This window comes from Rhodococcus sp. IEGM 1241, assembly GCF_033142365.1.
GTDB classification, from domain to species: domain Bacteria; phylum Actinomycetota; class Actinomycetes; order Mycobacteriales; family Mycobacteriaceae; genus Rhodococcus_F; species Rhodococcus_F erythropolis.
Window position 1 is genome coordinate 93,611 of record NZ_JAWLSE010000003.1, and the last position, 16,267, is coordinate 109,877.

General features: G+C 62.8%; 15 protein-coding genes. 12 read left to right on the forward strand and 3 right to left on the reverse strand.

What is annotated here, in order from left to right:
• Positions 1-16: 16 nt before the first annotated feature.
• The 6 genes from R4P70_RS15390 to R4P70_RS15415 all read left to right on the forward strand — a co-directional run bounded on the left by R4P70_RS15390 (position 17) and on the right by R4P70_RS15415 (position 7,027).
• Positions 17-1,231, forward strand: a complete 1,215-nt coding sequence (locus tag R4P70_RS15390; protein ID WP_046378407.1) for an amidohydrolase — start codon at positions 17-19, stop codon at positions 1,229-1,231.
• Entirely contained in the window at positions 1,228-2,586 is a 1,359-nt protein-coding gene (locus tag R4P70_RS15395; RefSeq protein ID WP_141487404.1) for an L-serine ammonia-lyase, read from the forward strand. Before R4P70_RS15390 ends, R4P70_RS15395 begins: the two co-directional genes overlap by 4 nt.
• 143 nt (positions 2,587-2,729) lie before the next feature.
• Complete coding sequence (locus tag R4P70_RS15400; protein ID WP_317830977.1) at positions 2,730-3,620, forward strand: hypothetical protein; 891 nt, start codon at positions 2,730-2,732, stop codon at positions 3,618-3,620.
• Positions 3,621-3,746: 126 nt separating this feature from the next.
• On the forward strand, positions 3,747-4,907 hold the full coding sequence (locus tag R4P70_RS15405; RefSeq protein ID WP_317830978.1) for a serine hydrolase domain-containing protein: 1,161 nt from the start codon (positions 3,747-3,749) through the stop codon (positions 4,905-4,907).
• Between the two features lie 296 nt (positions 4,908-5,203).
• Positions 5,204-5,890, forward strand: coding sequence for a TetR/AcrR family transcriptional regulator C-terminal domain-containing protein (locus R4P70_RS15410; RefSeq protein ID WP_317830979.1), 687 nt, complete (start codon positions 5,204-5,206; stop codon positions 5,888-5,890).
• 9 nt (positions 5,891-5,899) lie between these two features.
• Positions 5,900-7,027: an NAD(P)/FAD-dependent oxidoreductase gene (locus R4P70_RS15415; protein WP_317830980.1), complete on the forward strand. Its 1,128-nt coding sequence runs from the start codon at positions 5,900-5,902 to the stop codon at positions 7,025-7,027.
• Positions 7,028-7,050: 23 nt separating this feature from the next.
• Here the strand turns inward: R4P70_RS15415 and R4P70_RS15420 are convergent, their stop codons facing one another.
• Both R4P70_RS15420 and R4P70_RS15425 read right to left on the reverse strand, forming a co-directional pair.
• Positions 7,051-7,893 carry an SDR family NAD(P)-dependent oxidoreductase gene (locus R4P70_RS15420; protein WP_020969358.1) on the reverse strand — a complete coding sequence of 281 codons (843 nt, stop codon included), beginning with the start codon at positions 7,891-7,893 and terminating at the stop codon, positions 7,051-7,053.
• 102 nt (positions 7,894-7,995) lie between these two features.
• Entirely contained in the window at positions 7,996-8,739 is a 744-nt protein-coding gene (locus tag R4P70_RS15425; RefSeq protein ID WP_182261083.1) for a GntR family transcriptional regulator, read from the reverse strand.
• Between the two features lie 96 nt (positions 8,740-8,835).
• Here R4P70_RS15425 and R4P70_RS15430 point away from each other — a divergent pair, with 96 nt between their 5' ends.
• From R4P70_RS15430 to R4P70_RS15455, 6 genes are read left to right on the forward strand one after another with little or no spacing between them, the layout of a single operon-like run.
• Positions 8,836-9,963, forward strand: coding sequence for a TIGR03364 family FAD-dependent oxidoreductase (locus R4P70_RS15430; RefSeq protein WP_317830981.1), 1,128 nt, complete (start codon positions 8,836-8,838; stop codon positions 9,961-9,963).
• Between the two features lie 25 nt (positions 9,964-9,988).
• Positions 9,989-10,666, forward strand: coding sequence for a phosphonatase-like hydrolase (locus tag R4P70_RS15435; protein WP_317830982.1), 678 nt, complete (start codon positions 9,989-9,991; stop codon positions 10,664-10,666).
• A gap of 25 nt (positions 10,667-10,691) precedes the next feature.
• On the forward strand, positions 10,692-11,741 hold the full coding sequence (locus tag R4P70_RS15440; RefSeq protein WP_020969356.1) for a 2-aminoethylphosphonate ABC transporter substrate-binding protein: 1,050 nt from the start codon (positions 10,692-10,694) through the stop codon (positions 11,739-11,741).
• A gap of 2 nt (positions 11,742-11,743) precedes the next feature.
• Positions 11,744-12,919: an ABC transporter ATP-binding protein gene (locus R4P70_RS15445; RefSeq protein WP_019748001.1), complete on the forward strand. Its 1,176-nt coding sequence runs from the start codon at positions 11,744-11,746 to the stop codon at positions 12,917-12,919.
• Positions 12,916-13,818 (forward strand): 2-aminoethylphosphonate ABC transporter permease subunit, encoded by a 903-nt coding sequence (locus R4P70_RS15450; protein WP_020907381.1) that lies wholly within the window; start codon positions 12,916-12,918, stop codon positions 13,816-13,818. Before R4P70_RS15445 ends, R4P70_RS15450 begins: the two co-directional genes overlap by 4 nt.
• Entirely contained in the window at positions 13,793-14,578 is a 786-nt protein-coding gene (locus R4P70_RS15455; protein ID WP_317830983.1) for an ABC transporter permease, read from the forward strand. The genes R4P70_RS15450 and R4P70_RS15455 overlap by 26 nt, the downstream gene beginning before the upstream one ends.
• Before the next feature lie 57 nt (positions 14,579-14,635).
• Here the strand turns inward: R4P70_RS15455 and R4P70_RS15460 are convergent, their stop codons facing one another.
• Positions 14,636-16,258, reverse strand: coding sequence for an AMP-binding protein (locus tag R4P70_RS15460; RefSeq protein WP_019747998.1), 1,623 nt, complete (start codon positions 16,256-16,258; stop codon positions 14,636-14,638).
• Positions 16,259-16,267: the final 9 nt, after the last annotated feature.

Consider the following 16,267-nt stretch of genomic DNA (forward strand, 5'->3'; position numbering starts at 1 on the left):
AAAGGAAGCAATACCCATGTCCATCGCTGACACCCTCACCCACACAGACTCGGTTTCGAGCACGATCGAGAAGTGGGCATCACGCCTCATCGATGTCAGCCACACGATCCATGCTCACCCAGAGCTGGCATTCGAAGAGCATCGGGCGTCCGCCCTCTTGGCGGACGCCGCACAGGAAGCCGGCTTCACGGTTACTCGCGCCGCCTACGGCCTCGAGACGGCATTCGAAGCTGTGCGAGGCTCCGGCCCCTTCCGCGTCGTAGTCTGCGCTGAGTACGACGCCCTTCCCGACATCGGTCATGCGTGTGGACACAATGTCATCGCCGCTGCCGGACTGGGAGCAGCGATCGCGCTCGGAGAGGTCGCGGAGGAACACGGCCTGACCGTCGTCCTTCTCGGTACGCCGGCCGAAGAACATGGCGGCGGGAAAGTCTTGCTGCTCGAACGTGGCGCATGGGAGGGCGCGGCGATGTCGATCATGGTCCACGGTGCTGCAGGTGAAGACGTCAGTTGCACCGTCACCGGAACGCAGGCAGTCGACCGGTTCGACGTGACCTACACCGGACGAGCCGCACACGCGGCCGCTGCGCCACACAAGGGCATCAACGCAGGTGACGCCGCCACGATCGCCTTGGTCGCCATCGGACTTCTCCGTCAACAACTTCCGTCCGACGTCAGGCTCAACGCCTACGTCGAGCACGGCGGCGAAGCAACAAACATCATTCCGGCCTCGACGTTGGTGCGAGCGGAAGTTCGGGCCGCAGAACTCGACGTGCTGTTGGACGCCAAGCGTCGCATGCTCGCCTGCTTCGAGGGCGCAGCTGTGGCCAGCGACTGCTCCTGGTCGACCGAACGCGCCGAACCGCGCTACGAGGAGCTTGTTCAACATCGCGTGCTGGCGACGATCTGGGACGAGGAGATCGCGAGCCTGGGCCGCACCGCGGCCGCCCGAACTCCCCTGACCGGCGGCTCGACGGACATGGGCAACGTGTCGAAGGTGGTCCCCTCGATCCACCCGATGATCGCGTTGCGCGGCGTCACCGGAGTTCCTCACACTATCGAGTTTGCCGCTGATGCCCGCTCCGCAGCGGGCGACGAAGCTGTTCTGCACGGAGCAATCGCAATGGCGCGCACAGTGATCCGAGCCGCAACCGGGGACTCGCGCTCCAACCTCCTGACGATTGCGGCCCAGCGCGAGTCAGGAGCGACCACCGTCACGAGCGCCGAATGAGCACCACCGGCGTCTACGTTTCCGCTCTCGAATTCTTCTCCATCGGCATCGGACCCTCCAGTTCACACACGGTCGGTCCGATGCGCGCCGCCCACACTTTCGGCGGCGAGCTCTCCGCCGCCGGCTTGACCGCGTCGGTCGACCGAATTCGCTGCTACCTGCACGGCTCTCTCGCCGCCACCGGAATAGGTCACTGCACTCCCGACGCGGTGATTGCGGGACTTCGTGGGTTGGATCCTGAAACGTGCGAGCCGACCGACGTTCACGGGCGCTGGGCCGAACTGTCGGACGGCGGATCGGTGATGCTCGTCGGTGGCTCACTCGAACATGTTGTGTTCACTCGCGAGGACATGGTGTTCGAGCCACTCGTTCGCCGTCACGGGCACCCCAACTCGATGACACTGACAGCCTTCAAGGGTAACGAAATCGTCTGTACGAGTACATATCTGTCGATCGGTGGCGGATTCGTACTGCGCGCCGGAACGGAGACGCAAGCAAGCGCGCATTCGATCAACTCACGCTATCGAACCGCGAAAGAGCTACTGGCGGAATGCGGCTCCGGAACCATCGCCGAGCTGGCACTGTCGGACGAAATCGCGATGCATGGCCAGGATCGAGCATTCACCGGCATCGACGCGATCTGGTCCGCGATGCGCGCATGCATCGAACGCGGCACCCAGACCGAAGGTGTATTGCCCGGGCGTCTCGGAGTTCGCCGACGAGCACGGTCTGCGAACACTCAACTGGAACAACGTAACTGCGACCCCTCCTCACGCGAGTGGCTGACCGTCTACGCCATGGCGGTCAACGAAGAAAATGCAGCAGGTGGCCGCGTGGTAACGGCTCCGACGAACGGCGCTGCGGGCATCGTGCCGGCGGTGCTCTATCACCACATACGCGCTACGGGCGCCGGCGCTCACGACGTTCGAACCTTTCTCCTCACCGCTGCCGCAATCGGATCGATCATCAAGGCGAATGCCTCGATCTCGGGTGCGGAGGCGGGGTGCCAGGGTGAAGTCGGAGCTGCCTGCGCGATGGCGGCAGCCGGCTTGTGCGCTGTCATGGGCGGATCACCACGACAAATCGAGAATGCAGCTGAGATTGCCATGGAACACCATCTGGGGCTGACCTGCGATCCGGTTGGTGGCCTGGTCCAAATCCCCTGCATCGAACGAAATGCCGTAGCCGCCTCGACGGCAGTCACCGCAGCTCAGCTCGCATACCTGGGTGACGGGACGCATGTGGTGAGCCTCGATACCGTCATCGAAACCATGCGCCAAACCGGAAACGACATGTCCGTGCGTTACAAGGAAACCAGTGAAGGCGGACTCGCCGTCAATGTCGTCGAGTGCTGAGGGGATGTCGAGTGCTGAGGGGATGTCGACGGCAGCGGCGACGGCGGGCGGACGCCATCGCCGGAAATATCATCCTCTCGAACGATGAAGTCCGGTGTACCGATTTCTACACTCGTTGACATGACTTTGTGGACGGTGACCAGATGATCGCTCATCACGCTGGAGGAATCCCGCTGCATACCGCGTCGGGGCCATCTCGGCCGATACTGTCTTCCGGCCGCAAGATCGCCGCGCTGATCGCTGCCGCCGCCGTCTTCTCCGCAGCCTTCGTTCTCGCCCCGGGCATGCTGACGAGTAGGCCGGGCGATGGGTACGTAGGCCAGGGGGAACTCGTCGAGACGGTCCGCGCCGCGTTCGTCGAATACTGGAGTTCCGGTGTCCAAGCCTTCTCTCCGAGCTTGGAGTCCGCTGTCGACTACTGGCTGCGCTACCACGTGGCCAAGGCTGTGATTGCGGTAATCCTGCTGACGGTTCTGCTCGCACTCGGCCGCATGGTCAAGGCGTCGTTCGTGAACGCCGGCCCTCTGACGGTTGGAAAGAAACTCGCATTCGTCTCGGCGGGAGGCCTGGTCACGCTCCTCGCGCTGTTCTCTTCGGTACTCGTGATGGCAAATGTCCAAGGTGTTGTCGCACCCTTCTCTTCGCTGATCTCGATGTTGCCCGTGGCCCAGACGGATGGGGCACTCTCCGAAACTGTCGGGCAGGTCCGACAACAGCTCGCTCAGTCGACGGGCACCGGAAATCAGCAAAGTCCGGCCCTCGAACTGATGATCAGCGACTTCGCGCGGTATCACTTGGCCATGGCGGTGATCGCGCTGATCGCGGCAGCAATATCACTGGCCGTGGCCGTGGTCGTGTGGGCACGCTTCGCGAGAACGGCACGATCCGACAGGCGGACGAGATTCATGTCGGGGTCGATAGGCCTTCTCACTGCACTGTTCACGCTGGGATTGATCGTTGTCGGCGTAGCAAATATGGGCACCGCGGCAGACCCCGCACCGGCGCTGGCGGCGTTCTTCGACGGCGGGCTCTGACCCAAGTCAAGGGTTCAGGCCAGGGTTCCGTAGTCCCCCGGTACCGGTTGAGGAGGTACCTGGGGACTGCGTCTGCCGTACCCGGGGTCGATGTGTGAGTGCCCTCGGACAGGCAGAGTTCGACTCATGAAAACCGGAGCAAGACGCATCATGCTTGTCGGCCTGTGCAGCGCCATCATTGCCGGCGCTGTAATCAGCTGCAGCACGGACAAATCCACAGACAATCCCACATCCACCACTGACAAGGTCATGGACTCTGCCATCACCGGCCAGCTCGATTCGATCATCGACGCTGCGGTGAATTCGACGGGGATTCCCGGTGCGATGGTGGGCATTTGGGGACCCGACGGCAACTATGTGAAGGTTGCAGGAGTCGCCGACACTGCAACCAAGGCACCGATGGAGACCGACTTCTACCACCGGATCGGTAGCGTCACCAAGACATTTACCGTCACCGCCCTGCTGCAATTGGTCGACGAGGGAAAGATCGGTCTCGACGATCCGATCTCCCAGTACGTCGACGGGGTCATGGAAGGTGATGCGATCAGCTTGCGTCATCTGGCAGGGATGCGCAGCGGCCTCGTGGACTACACGACGTCTGAACAGTTTGTGATGGAATATCTTTCGGATCCTCGCCGAACTTTCACACCGGAGGAACTCGTCGGATACGTCAAGGACCTCCCACTCCAACTTCGACCAGGGACCACCGTCGACTACTCGAACACCAACACTATTCTGCTGGGAATGGTGATCGAAAAGGTCTCCGGCTCAAAACTGTCGGACGTCATCGACACCAAGATCACGACACCACTCGGCATGGAGCACACAAGCTTTCCCACGACCAACGCGTTCCCGACACCACACGCACAGGGGTACACCAACCAAACGCTCGACGAATCCGTGACCGCGGCGACGGACTGGAATCCGTCGTGGGGCGGCGCCGCGGGTGCAATGATCTCGTCGTTGGACGACATGCACATCTGGGTTCCGGCGCTGGCCAAGGGCGATCTCCTCACCGACGACACTCAGAAGCAGCGCCTGCAAACCGTGAACTTGAGCGAAGGGGACGACAGCTCCGGCTACGGACTCGGATTGTTCAACAGCGGTGGCTGGATCGGTCACAACGGAAGCCTGCCCGGCTACAAGACAGTCTCGGTCTACTTGCCCGAGAAGGACACCACCCTGGTCGTCTTCATCAACACCGACATCGACGGCGAGACTGATCTGACCAGCGCATTGATGGCACCGATCACCAAGTTGATCAGCCCCGACAACGTCTACGGCTGATCACCTCAGGTCCGATCCACAATTCGGACAAAAGTGACATACCGGGTTCGATCTGTCGATAAGCTCGACCGTCGGCAGATCGAAACCCGAAAGAGGCGCTCATGGGATCGTTGAACGACTGGCTACTCAACAGCGACAGCCCGCTCGTGGGCATAGTCGGCGGCATCCTGCTGACGATCGCAATGCTCTCCGGCGGTACGGGCATGTAGCCCATTCACATCAGCATGTGATTCGTGACATCTTCACGTGACTCAACGAACATGTTCGTTACGAACATGTTCGTGTACGGTGAAAACATGCCCAACCAGCCAGCAAGTCCATCGAGCCGACGCAATCGTCCGGCCAAACCCGCTCTGACACGCGAGGGCATCGTCAGCACCGCGGTGGAAATCTTGCGGTCGGAGGGGTTGCAGAAGTTGACCATGCGTCGACTCGCCCTCGAACTCGACACCGGGCCGGCGTCGCTGTACGTGTACGTTCAAAATACCGCCGAATTGCACGCCGCCGTTCTGGACGAACTGCTCGGAGTCGTGGACCTCGCCGAAAATTCCTCCGGCACTTGGCAAGCGCGCCTCGAACGGGTGCTGACGTCGTACACGGCCATACTGTTCGATCATCCCGGCCTTGCCCAGTCGGCTCTCGTTTCCCGGCCCAGCGGAGCTCACTACGTACGCCTGCTCGAGCGCCTGCTCGCATTGCTCGACGAAGGCGAAGTCCCTTCGGGTCAAGCCGCGTGGGGCGTGGACTTGCTGCTGCAGTACGCGACGTCCACTGCTGCCGAACACTCGGCGCCGAACAATTCCGCCGACTCGGATGCCCAATGGAGCGCGTTGACCGACGCAATCCGGAACGCAAACCCGCAGACGCACCCACTCGTCGCAGGCCATGCAACAGCTCTACTTGCCGGTGAACCCACCGCGCGCCTCTCCTGGGGATTCCGCACGCTCATCACGGGCATCGAGAACACCCCACTCACTTCTTAGGAACCCACCATGAACCACTATCCCATCGCAATTATCGGCGCCGGCCTCGGCGGCCTCACCCTCGCCCGAGTCCTCCATCTCCGCGGAATCGATTCGGCGGTATTCGATCTCGAATCCGGACCAACAGCTCGGACCCAAGGCGGGATGCTCGACATTCACGAAGACTCGGGCCAGATCGCGCTTCGTGCCGCAGGCCTCTACGACGAGTTCCGCGCACTCGTTCATCAAGGCGGCGAAGAGACACGCGTCCTCGATCGAAATGCCGTCGTGCACCTGAGCGAGCAGGACACCGGAGACGGCGATCGCCCGGAAATCGACCGCGGCCAGCTGCGTGACCTACTGCTCAGCTCAATTCCGAAAGAAACAATTCACTGGGGAGCAAAGGTCCGCAGTGCTCATCCGTTGCCGGATGGTCGACACGAGGTCCACCTCACGGATGGCACCCACTTCACCACCGATCTCCTGGTCGGCGCCGACGGCGCGTGGTCGAAAATTCGCCAACTGGTTTCAAACGCCACTCCTGCCTATACCGGAGTATCTTTCGTGGAGTTCGACCTTCACGACGCCGACAACCAGCACGCGAAGGCCGCTGAAACAGTAGGCGGCGGAATGATGTTCGCGCTCAGCGCTGACAAGGGCTTCCTTGCCCACCGTGAGACCGACAACAGTCTGCACATCTACGCCGCCCTGCGAGTTCCCGAGAACTGGTCAGCGAGTGTCGACTTCTCCGACGATCATATTGCGAAGAAGATTCTGCTGGAACACTTCTCGGACTGGGACGAGTCGCTGCGGTCACTGATCGTCGAAGCGGACAGCTCGCTGACCCCTCGCCCCATCCATGCCCTTCCCATCGGGCACAGGTGGAGCCGTACTCCCGGGGTCACTCTGCTCGGGGACGCAGCGCATGTCATGTCGCCGTTTGCCGGAGAGGGCGCGAACCTGGCAATGCTCGACGGCGCCGAACTCGGCGAGGCGATCGCGTCACATAGCGGCACGGAGGAAGGACTTGCTGCCTACGAAGAACGACTCTTCCCGCGCAGCGCCGCATCGGCACAACAGTCGGCTGACGGTCTGGACATGTGCTTCGGCGAGAACGCACCCCAGGGGCTCCTGGACATGTTCAACTCACAACCGTGACCTGACGAATTCGGATCAGGTCGTCATGCCTCGAGGGCAAGCGACGAAGACAAACCACGGTGGGCTTCGACTTCATCGAGCAGTTGGTGGGCTTTCTGCTCGACCACGGACAGTGCATCGGCGCCGGCGACCCACCGACGCGGGGGTAGCGGCGAATCGACAAGTGCCACAAGTGCCGCTGCAAGTTTCACCGGATCCCCACCCTGGGCACCGTTCATGCTCTTCCACGCTTCGACGGTCTTGCCAGTCCGAGCGTCGTAGTCGTCTATCGACAATTCAGGCCAGATCGACGACGCACCCTCGACAAGCAGTTCGGTCCGGAAGAATCCCGGCTCCACGATCGTCGTCCCGATTCCGTACGGTTCGACGTCGAATCGCAATGATTCCATCCAGCCCTCCAGCGCAAATTTCGACGCGGCGTAGGCTGCGCAAAACTCCTGACCAACCAGGCCCGCAAGCGAACTGACAGTCACGACATGTCCACTCCGTTGCCTACGCATCACCGGCAACACCGCCCGTGTCACATTGATCGGCCCGAAAAAGTTGGTCTCCATCTGAGCGCGAAGTTGCGCCGGACTGACAACCTCGAAGAACCCGGCGTAGAAGTTTCCGGCGTTGTTCACCAGCACATCGATTCCACCGAATCGCGCAACTGCCGTGTCCACCGCAGCATATGCGGCTTGTTCGTCAGTGATGTCCAAGGCAATCACCAACAGGTCGTCATGCTCACCGATCGCTGCAGAAACACGGTCCGCATCACGCCCCGTTGCCACCACCGCGTGCCCGCCGGCAAGAGCCGCCTGAGCAATGTCGACTCCCATGCCCCGGCCTGCGCCGGTTACGAACCAGACCTTCTTGTCACCCATGTTCACTGTCCTCCCGTTTGATGGAGTCCAGTACAGAACAGATTCCACGGGCCTGGGAGTGCCTATCGTTCCCGGTAACAGCAGACCCCCTCGACGCCCCTCCTACTCGCGAAGAGTCGTCAAGAAGGCAATACGGTCACCACGGTAGAGCGAACGAACGCGCTCGATCGGCACACCCTCCGGATCGACGGAGGTCCGGTGCAGCAGAAGCATCGGCATCGAGGTCGTGGACTCGACGAGCGTTGCCTCACGCGGTGACGCGAGCACCGTCTCGATCCGTTCGGTTGCGGAGGCGAAGACCACGCCGATGGAACGGATGGCCGCGTAGAGCGATGTCGTCGCGTCGAAAGCGTCGAGCATCTCACCGAACCTGCTGTCCGGCAGGAAGGTTGATTCGAGTCCGATCTTCTCACCGTCGGCGAAGAGGACACGCTCGAGATGAACGACGCTGTCGCCCAACTCGATACCCAACTCCGTGGCGAGACCGTCGTCGGCCGACATTCGTTCGAACGTCACAACCTTACGACTGGGCACTCGCCCAGCACTCAGTGCGCCTTCGGTATAAGAACGAATCGAGAGCGGCTGAACCAACTTCGGACTCGCGACGACAGTGCCCCGCCCCCGCCGCTCGATCCGTCCTTCGACAAGCAGATCACGAAGCGCTTGACGGACCGTCTCGCGAGCGACAGTGAACCGTGCCGCCAATTCCCGCTCGGACGGGACTGCGTCGCCCTCCTCGAGCCCACTGAGAATGGTCTCGATCTCGGTGCGCACCCGGTAGTACTTCAGCTCCGGTTCGATCACGACGCTCGAGGTCCCCGGCCCGGTGGACGTCTGCTGATTCATGGCGCAAGCGTACAAGAATTCGGTCTATACCAATTGTTAACCTGGAGTTCGTCTCGATTCCCCCTATTGGTCTAGACCAAACGTCACTATCTCTACATGCGAATTTTGATTGTGGGCGGAGGAATCCTCGGAACGGCGCACGCCGACGAGGCAATCCGCCGGGGACACGACGTCATCCATCTCGAACGCGAGCCCGAAGCCCGCGGTGCAACGGTACGGAACTTCGGATTGGTCTGGGTATCCGGGCGTGCTCCGCACGAACTCGAAGCCGCGCTGCGTTCGCGCGAGCTGTGGGCGGACCTTGCCGCCCGTGTCCCCGGCGTCGGATACCGCCCGGCCGGCTCCATCACCCTCATGCGCACCGAGGAGGAGGTCGCGGTCGCGCAGGAAGCATTCGCTCGGCCGGACGCCGACAACCGAGGGTTCGCACTTCTCGATCCCGACGCCGTTCGCGTCGTCAACCCCGCGCTCCGGGGCAAGTTTCTCGGCGGACTGCACTGCACCCTGGACGCCGCTGTCGAGTCACGGCAAGCGCTCCCCGCCATCCGTTCTTACCTCGAATCCACCGGCCGTTACACCTTCCACGCCGGAACGGAAGCCCGCGAGATCACGACGAACACCTCCGGCGTACACATCCGCGACGACCACGGTCGCAACTTCGACGCCGATCTCGTGATCGTCTGCCCCGGAGCAACACTCGGCGGATTGGCCCGCGATCTCGCCGGCGATCTCCCGTTGCGACGTGTGCGCCTGCAGATGATGCAGACCGCCCCACTCGGCGAAAAGCTCACCACCGCAATCGCTGACGGTGACAGCTTCCGCTACTACCCCGGTTTCGCCGGATCTGCCCTCGATCACCTTCGCACGGTGCAGCCACAGGAACCGACTGCCGAGGAGCACCGCATGCAGCTCCTGTGCGTGCAGCGCTTGCACGGCGGTCTGACCATCGGTGACACCCACGAATACGAGGAGCCCTTCGACTTCGACGTCGACGAGGCGCCCTATCGCCATCTGTCCGGAGTCGTGGAAACACTTCTGGGACGCGATCTTCCGCCCATCGTCAAGCGATGGGCGGGCGTCTACAGCCAGTGCCTCGACCCCTCACAACTTGTTCACCGCGCACAAGCCGCCGACAACGTCTGGGTGGTTGCCGGTCCCGGTGGCCGCGGCATGACGCTCGGCCCGGCATTGGCGGAACAAACCGCCGACCAGCTCGGTCTCTGAATCCTTCCGACAAGAAAGACTTCTCATGTCTCCCATCACCCTTGCCGTTCTCGACATGGCCGGCACCACCGTCGCCGACGACGGACTGGTTCTTCGCGCGTTCGCCGCCGCTGCCGAAGCCGGCGGACTGCCTGCCGAAGGCCCGGAAGCCGACGCCGCTCGCCAGTACGTCCTCGACACCATGGGCCAGTCGAAGATCGTCGTGTTCCGGGCGATCTTCGGTGACGAGAACCGCGCCCAGGCCGCGAACGTCGCCTTCGAAACCACTTACGATTCCCTCATCGACCAGGGCCTGGCCGAGCCGATCCCTGGCGCGGAGAAGGCGATCACCACACTGCGCGAGGCCGGCATCAAAGTTGCCTTGACCACCGGTTTCAGCCGATCGACGCAGGACAAACTCCTCGTCGCACTCGGCTGGGAAACCCTCGCCGATCTCACCCTCTCCCCCGCCGAGGTCGGTCGCGGTCGACCGTACCCGGACCTGATTCTGACTGCCCTGCTCAAACTTTCGATCGACGACGTCCACCAGATCGCCGTACTCGGCGACACGTCCAACGACGTGCTCAGCGGCATTCGCTCCGGCGCATCCATCGTCGCCGGAACTCTGACCGGCGCACACGACGAGCAACAGCTTCGCGACGCCGGAGCCACCCACATCGTCCCGTCCGTGACGGAGTTCGCCGAACTCCTCACCCACTCCTGATCTCACCTCCGAAAAAGGAATCGTCATGCGTCTACGCCCGAGCATCGCTGCGGCCGCTCTCGCCGTGTCCGTCCTTTCGTTCACCACTGCCTGCGGTGGCACCGGCACTGCTGCCGGATCAGATACCGAGACCGTCACCGTCTACAGCGCCGACGGTCTGTCCGGTTGGTACAAGGGAAGATTCGACGCCTTCACCGCGCAGACCGGTATCGCCGTCAACCTCGTGGAAGCCGGATCCGGCGAGGTCGTCTCGCGGGTCGAGAAAGAACAGTCCAACCCACAGGCGGACGTGATCATCACGCTGCCGCCGTTCATCCAGAAGGCCGACGCCCAAGGTCTGCTCGAGCCCAGCGGAATCGACACCTCCGCCGTTCCCGCGGACGAGAAGGACGACGCCGGCAAATACGTACCCGTCGTCGAGAATTACCTCTCGTTCATCGCCAATCCGACTGCGTCACCCGCCCCACAATCTTGGGACGACCTGCTCACTGATCAGTTCAAGGGCAAGTTGCAGTACTCCACGCCCGGCCAGGCCGGCGACGGTACCGCGGTGTTGTTGCTGCTCCAGCATCTGATGGGCAAGGAAGGCGCACTCGACTACCTCGGAAAGCTCCAGGCCAACAACGTCGGTCCCTCGTCCTCCACCGGAAAGCTCCAGCCCAAGGTCAGCAACGGGGAACTCCTGGTCGCCAACGGTGACGTCCAGATGAACCTCGCCTCCATCGCCGACGACGGCTCGAAGTTCGACATCTTCTTCCCCGCGGGAGCCGACGGCACTCGCACCACCATTGCACTGCCCTACGTGATGGGCCTCGCCAAGAGCGCACCGAGCAGCGAACAAGCCAAGAAGTTGATGGAGTTCCTGCTCTCCGAAGAATCCCAGAAGACCGTCGCCACCGATGCACTCGGCGTATCGGTCCGCGAGGACGTCCGAAGCAGTGCCGGTGAATCGACCGACAAGAACACGCCTTCGGGAGTTCTGCAGGGCGTCAACGTGTGGACCCCGAACTGGAACGACGTCCTCAGCTCGCTCGACGCCGACATCGCCGCTTACCAGAAAGCCACCGGGAGCTGATCATGGCAAGAACCAGACTGGGGCGGACGCTCCCCGAGACCGTCGGTGTTCACGGAGCGATCGAACATTCCGCTCCGGCCATCACCTTCGATCGCGTCAACGTCGCCTACGGCCGCGGGAAGACCGCAACCCATGCACTCGTCGATTTCAATCTGCGAGTGGCACCGGGTGAAACTGTGGCACTGCTGGGGCCCAGTGGATCCGGCAAGTCGACCGCCCTGAAGGCCCTCGCGGGATTTGTCCGCCCCACGTCCGGTTCCGTCAAGCTCGGCACCCGAGACGTCACCAATCTGCCTCCCGCACAACGCGGTATCGGCGTCGTCGTTCAGTCGTACGCTCTTTTCCCGCACATGCGAGTTTCCGAGAACGTAGCCTTCGGACTCCGAGCCCATCGCGTGCCGCGCTCGGAGATCGGCCCTCGCGTAGCCGAAGCCCTCGACATGGTCGGGATGTCGGCGTACGGAAAGCGCCTTCCCCGTGAGCTTTCCGGCGGTCAACAGCAGCGAATCGCAATCGCCCGAGCCTTGGCAATTCGCCCTGGAGTACTCCTCCTCGACGAACCACTGGCCGCCCTGGATGCGCAACTTCGCGAGAGCATGCTCGGCGAACTGGCGAGACTGCGCGCCGCACTACCTGACACAGCCATGCTCTATGTGACGCACGATCAGAGTGAAGCCCTGGCGCTCGCAGACCGAATCGCAGTGATGCGCAACGCCAGACTCGCGGACATCGACACCGCCGAGGCCTTGTGGAAACGCCCGCCGTCCAGCTTCACCGCGGCCTTCCTCGGGGGTGCCAACCTGTTGCCCTGCACCGTCACACGCGTCATCGGCACCTCCGCACTGGTCTCGATCGGTGGCACGCCGTTCACCGCTCACGCCCCGCAGCCCGAGATCGGGCACATCGAATGGGAGTCCGACATGGACGCCTACCTGTGTGTTCGTCCACACGCGGTAGGCGTAACCGGCGTCGGCGCACGAGGATCATTCCCGGCGCGCATCGTCTCGAGCGTCTGGCGCGGTTCCACGACGCGTCTGACGCTGGCTGTCCGTGGCCTCGACGACGTCCGCGTCGACGTGGATGTTCCAGGGCACGACGAACGACCGGTCGACACCGAAGTGGGCGTCGTCTTGCCCACGGACGGCAGTGTCCTGGTGCCGGCGGATCGCCACCCATGACGACAACCTTGGAACGCCCTGAAACCGCTGTGCCCCAGCACAAAGACCCCATCCCGTGGCGCCGGATCGGGTGGACGCTACCGCCACTGCTTCTTGTCCTCGTGTTTGCTGTCTATCCCACTGCGCGTGTCCTCACGGAATCGCTGAGCACCGGAAGCGGCACCGGGTTGTCCACGTGGTCCTCCGTGCTCGGTTCGGAACTGTTCAGGACCGCACTGTGGCGGACCATCCAGATCGCCGTGGCGTCGACCCTGGGGTGCCTGATCCTGGGAACCTTCCTCGCCTTGGTGCTTGCCTTCGTTCCATTCGCCGGATCCAAGGTGGTGGGGCGATTGATCGACACGGTGCTCGCCCTGCCGTCATTCCTGATCACGCTGGCGTTCACGTTTCTGTACGGCACGGCCGGCGCCGTCAACGCCTTGATCATCCGCATCACCGGCGACGCGAGCGGCCCGCTGAACTTCCTGAACACTCCGTTCGGAGTCATCGCGGCCGAAATCACCTTCTTCACACCCTTTGTCGTGCGTCCACTGTTGGCCGCGTTCACCCAGATTCCGCGTGAACAGCTCGACGTTGCAGCCAGCCTCGGCGCGTCACCCGTCCGAGTTCTGCGGCAGGTGGTGATGCCGGAAGCGTGGCCAGCCCTCCTGGCCGGTGGATCGCTCGTACTTCTGATGACACTGAATGAATTCGGCATTGTGCTCTTCACCGGAGCAAAAGACGTCGTAACTCTTCCGGTCCTCATCTACACCCGCGGCATCGTCACCTTCGACTTGCCCGGCGCGGCAGTGATCGCGACGGTCCAGGTCGCACTCTCACTCGGCCTGTACTGCCTCTACCGATTCACCTTCAACAGATTGATGGGAGGCAGCCGTGCTGCTGTGGACACGAAGCTCTAGGGCTCTCGTACTCGGATTCTTCACCCTGGTCGTCGCGGTGGTTTTCGTCGCGCCCATCGCCACTGTCGTAGCGGCTGCTTTGGCCGGATCGTGGACCGGTCCACTTCCGTCGAATCTCGGCGGCAAGAACTTCTCCACGGCGCTGTCCGACGAGAACTTCGCCAGCCTGATCGTCAGTTTGCAGACTGCGTTCATCTCGGGAGCACTGGCATTGATCGTCGGAACGTGGGCAGCGCTGGCCTCTCGTGAGGCACCGATGTGGCTGCGGCGCATCACCGATGCCGTATTCCATTTACCGATTGCAGTTCCGTCGGTCGCGATCGGCTTGGGTCTGCTCATCACTTTCAACGAGCGCCCACTACTGCTCGGCGGCACCAAATGGATCGTGATCCTCGCTCACACGGTTTTGGTGCTTGCCTTTGCCTTCAGTTCCGTATCGGCCGCGCTCGAACGGCTCGATCCCGCCTACCGTCAAGCTGCCGAATCACTCGGCGCCGGCCCAGTGCGGGTGCTGACGCGGGTGACGCTACCGCTGCTGCTCCCAGCGTTGGGTGCGGCCGCCGGGCTTTCCATCGCACTGTCGATGGGTGAGCTGGGCGCAACGGTCATGGTCTACCCGGCGACATGGAAGACCTTGCCGGTCAGTATCTTCGGACTCACCGACCGCGGCCAGGTATTTCTTGCCGCAGCAAATACGACACTGCTGCTTGCAGTTACCCGAAGCGCCCTCTTGGGGGTGGGCATAACCCGTCGGCGGTGACCTGGGGGGGCGCATTTTACCCCCGCCCGGGTTTAATAACGGCGCACAGCAAGGGGTTTATCCCTTCCGCAAGATGTACCGCTGAACCTTGCCGCTCGGGGTCTTGGGCAGGTTCGGAACAAAGTGCACCGTGCGTGGGTACGCGTGCGCTGCAAACTTCTTCTTCACCAGGGTTTGCAGTTCCTTCTCGAGTTCGTCGTCACCGTCGACACCTTCGCGAAGTACGACGAACGCCTCGAGGACCTCACCGCGCAACTCGTCGGGCATGCCCACCACTGCCGCCTCGATGACGTGCTCGTGCATGACCAGCACGCTCTCGACGTCGAAGGGACCGATGCGGTAGCCCGCCATGATGATGACGTCGTCGTCGCGCGAGGAGAAGAAGAAGAATCCGTCCTCGTCCGTCATTCCGGCGTCACCGGTGATGTACCAGCGACCGTCTTCGCTGAATCGCTGCTTCGTCTTCTCCGGCGCATCGACGTACCCGGTGAACCACATCAACGGACTGTTGTGAGTATCGATCGCCACGCGTCCCTGAGTGCGAGCCGGTGCGATGTCATCCGAATTGTCCTCCAGCACAGCGGCAGACCAGCCCGGCAACGGACGACCCATGGATCCTGGACGGACGTCCTCGCGGAGTCCGTCGGCCCAGGCGTTGACGATGAACATGCCGTGCTCGGTCTGGCCGTAGTGATCACGAACCTCGACGCCCAACGAGTTCTTCGACCACGCAACAACATCCGGAGTCAAGGGCTCACCGGCCGAGGACGCGCGGCGAAGCGAGATGCCTTCCGGAACGGGCGCCTTGTCGGCACGCAGACTGCGGTACACGGTCGGAGCAGCGGCAAAATTGGTGACACCGAACTTCTCGATGATCTGCCACGTCAGCGGCGCGGAGAATCCGGCGTGCAGCAGAATGCTTCGCGTTCCCGCGGCAAGCGGACCGAGCAACGCGTAGTACAGCCCGTACGCCCAGCCCGGGTCTGCGGCGTTCCAGAACACGTCGTCCTGACGGACGTCGAGGCCGAACTCCTGGTAGGCGTGGAACGACGCGAGCGCGCGCACCGGAACCGGCACGCCCTTGGGTGTCCCCGTGGTGCCACTGGTGAACAACTGCACCATCGGTGCGTTGCCGCCGACTGCCTGAGCAGCGCCCTTCGGGTCTTCGGCATCCTGAGCTGCGACAAGTGCATCGAAGTCCAACTCGTCACCGGCCGCACCGCCCGCGACGATGACCTGCCACGCTGCGTCGGCGGGGATGTCCTCGCCCGGCGCGAGCTTGTCGAGCTGATTGGCGTCGGAAACGACCACCTTCGCGCCACTGGCCGTCAAGCGGAAAGCGATGGCCGGCGAAGCGAACGCCGTGAACAAGGGCACGTGGACCGCGCCGCGGCGCCAGATTCCGAGGAGCGCGACCACGAGGTCCGCAGACTTGCCCATCAAGGTCGCGACGTTGTCACCCGGCTCGACTCCGAGGTCCGCCAGAGCTGCCGCGAAACGCGCGGACTGCTCACGTAGATGACCGTAAGTGAGGTCCACCGAGCTAAGGTCTGCCTCGACGACGGTGAATGCAACGCCATCCGCGGGATGCCGATCGCAGAGCAATTCTGCGGCGCTGGCATGCGGGGTGTCGTACTGGTCCAGCAGCTCGCGCACCCGTGCGGTGGGATCGGTGCTCATCAACTTGCT

What these genes read in the sequence shown, in the direction of transcription:
- R4P70_RS15390 (WP_046378407.1), top strand. Translation starts at nt 17, where the DNA reads ATGTCCATCGCTGACACCCTCACCCACACAGACTCGGTTTCGAGCACG.
- R4P70_RS15395 (WP_141487404.1), top strand. Translation starts at nt 1,228, where the DNA reads ATGAGCACCACCGGCGTCTACGTTTCCGCTCTCGAATTCTTCTCCATC.
- R4P70_RS15400 (WP_317830977.1), top strand. Translation starts at nt 2,730, where the DNA reads ATGATCGCTCATCACGCTGGAGGAATCCCGCTGCATACCGCGTCGGGG.
- R4P70_RS15405 (WP_317830978.1), top strand. Translation starts at nt 3,747, where the DNA reads ATGAAAACCGGAGCAAGACGCATCATGCTTGTCGGCCTGTGCAGCGCC.
- R4P70_RS15410 (WP_317830979.1), top strand. Translation starts at nt 5,204, where the DNA reads ATGCCCAACCAGCCAGCAAGTCCATCGAGCCGACGCAATCGTCCGGCC.
- R4P70_RS15415 (WP_317830980.1), top strand. Translation starts at nt 5,900, where the DNA reads ATGAACCACTATCCCATCGCAATTATCGGCGCCGGCCTCGGCGGCCTC.
- R4P70_RS15420 (WP_020969358.1), bottom strand. Translation starts at nt 7,893, where the DNA reads ATGGGTGACAAGAAGGTCTGGTTCGTAACCGGCGCAGGCCGGGGCATG.
- R4P70_RS15425 (WP_182261083.1), bottom strand. Translation starts at nt 8,739, where the DNA reads ATGAATCAGCAGACGTCCACCGGGCCGGGGACCTCGAGCGTCGTGATC.
- R4P70_RS15430 (WP_317830981.1), top strand. Translation starts at nt 8,836, where the DNA reads ATGCGAATTTTGATTGTGGGCGGAGGAATCCTCGGAACGGCGCACGCC.
- R4P70_RS15435 (WP_317830982.1), top strand. Translation starts at nt 9,989, where the DNA reads ATGTCTCCCATCACCCTTGCCGTTCTCGACATGGCCGGCACCACCGTC.
- R4P70_RS15440 (WP_020969356.1), top strand. Translation starts at nt 10,692, where the DNA reads ATGCGTCTACGCCCGAGCATCGCTGCGGCCGCTCTCGCCGTGTCCGTC.
- R4P70_RS15445 (WP_019748001.1), top strand. Translation starts at nt 11,744, where the DNA reads ATGGCAAGAACCAGACTGGGGCGGACGCTCCCCGAGACCGTCGGTGTT.
- R4P70_RS15450 (WP_020907381.1), top strand. Translation starts at nt 12,916, where the DNA reads ATGACGACAACCTTGGAACGCCCTGAAACCGCTGTGCCCCAGCACAAA.
- R4P70_RS15460 (WP_019747998.1), bottom strand. Translation starts at nt 16,258, where the DNA reads ATGAGCACCGATCCCACCGCACGGGTGCGCGAGCTGCTGGACCAGTAC.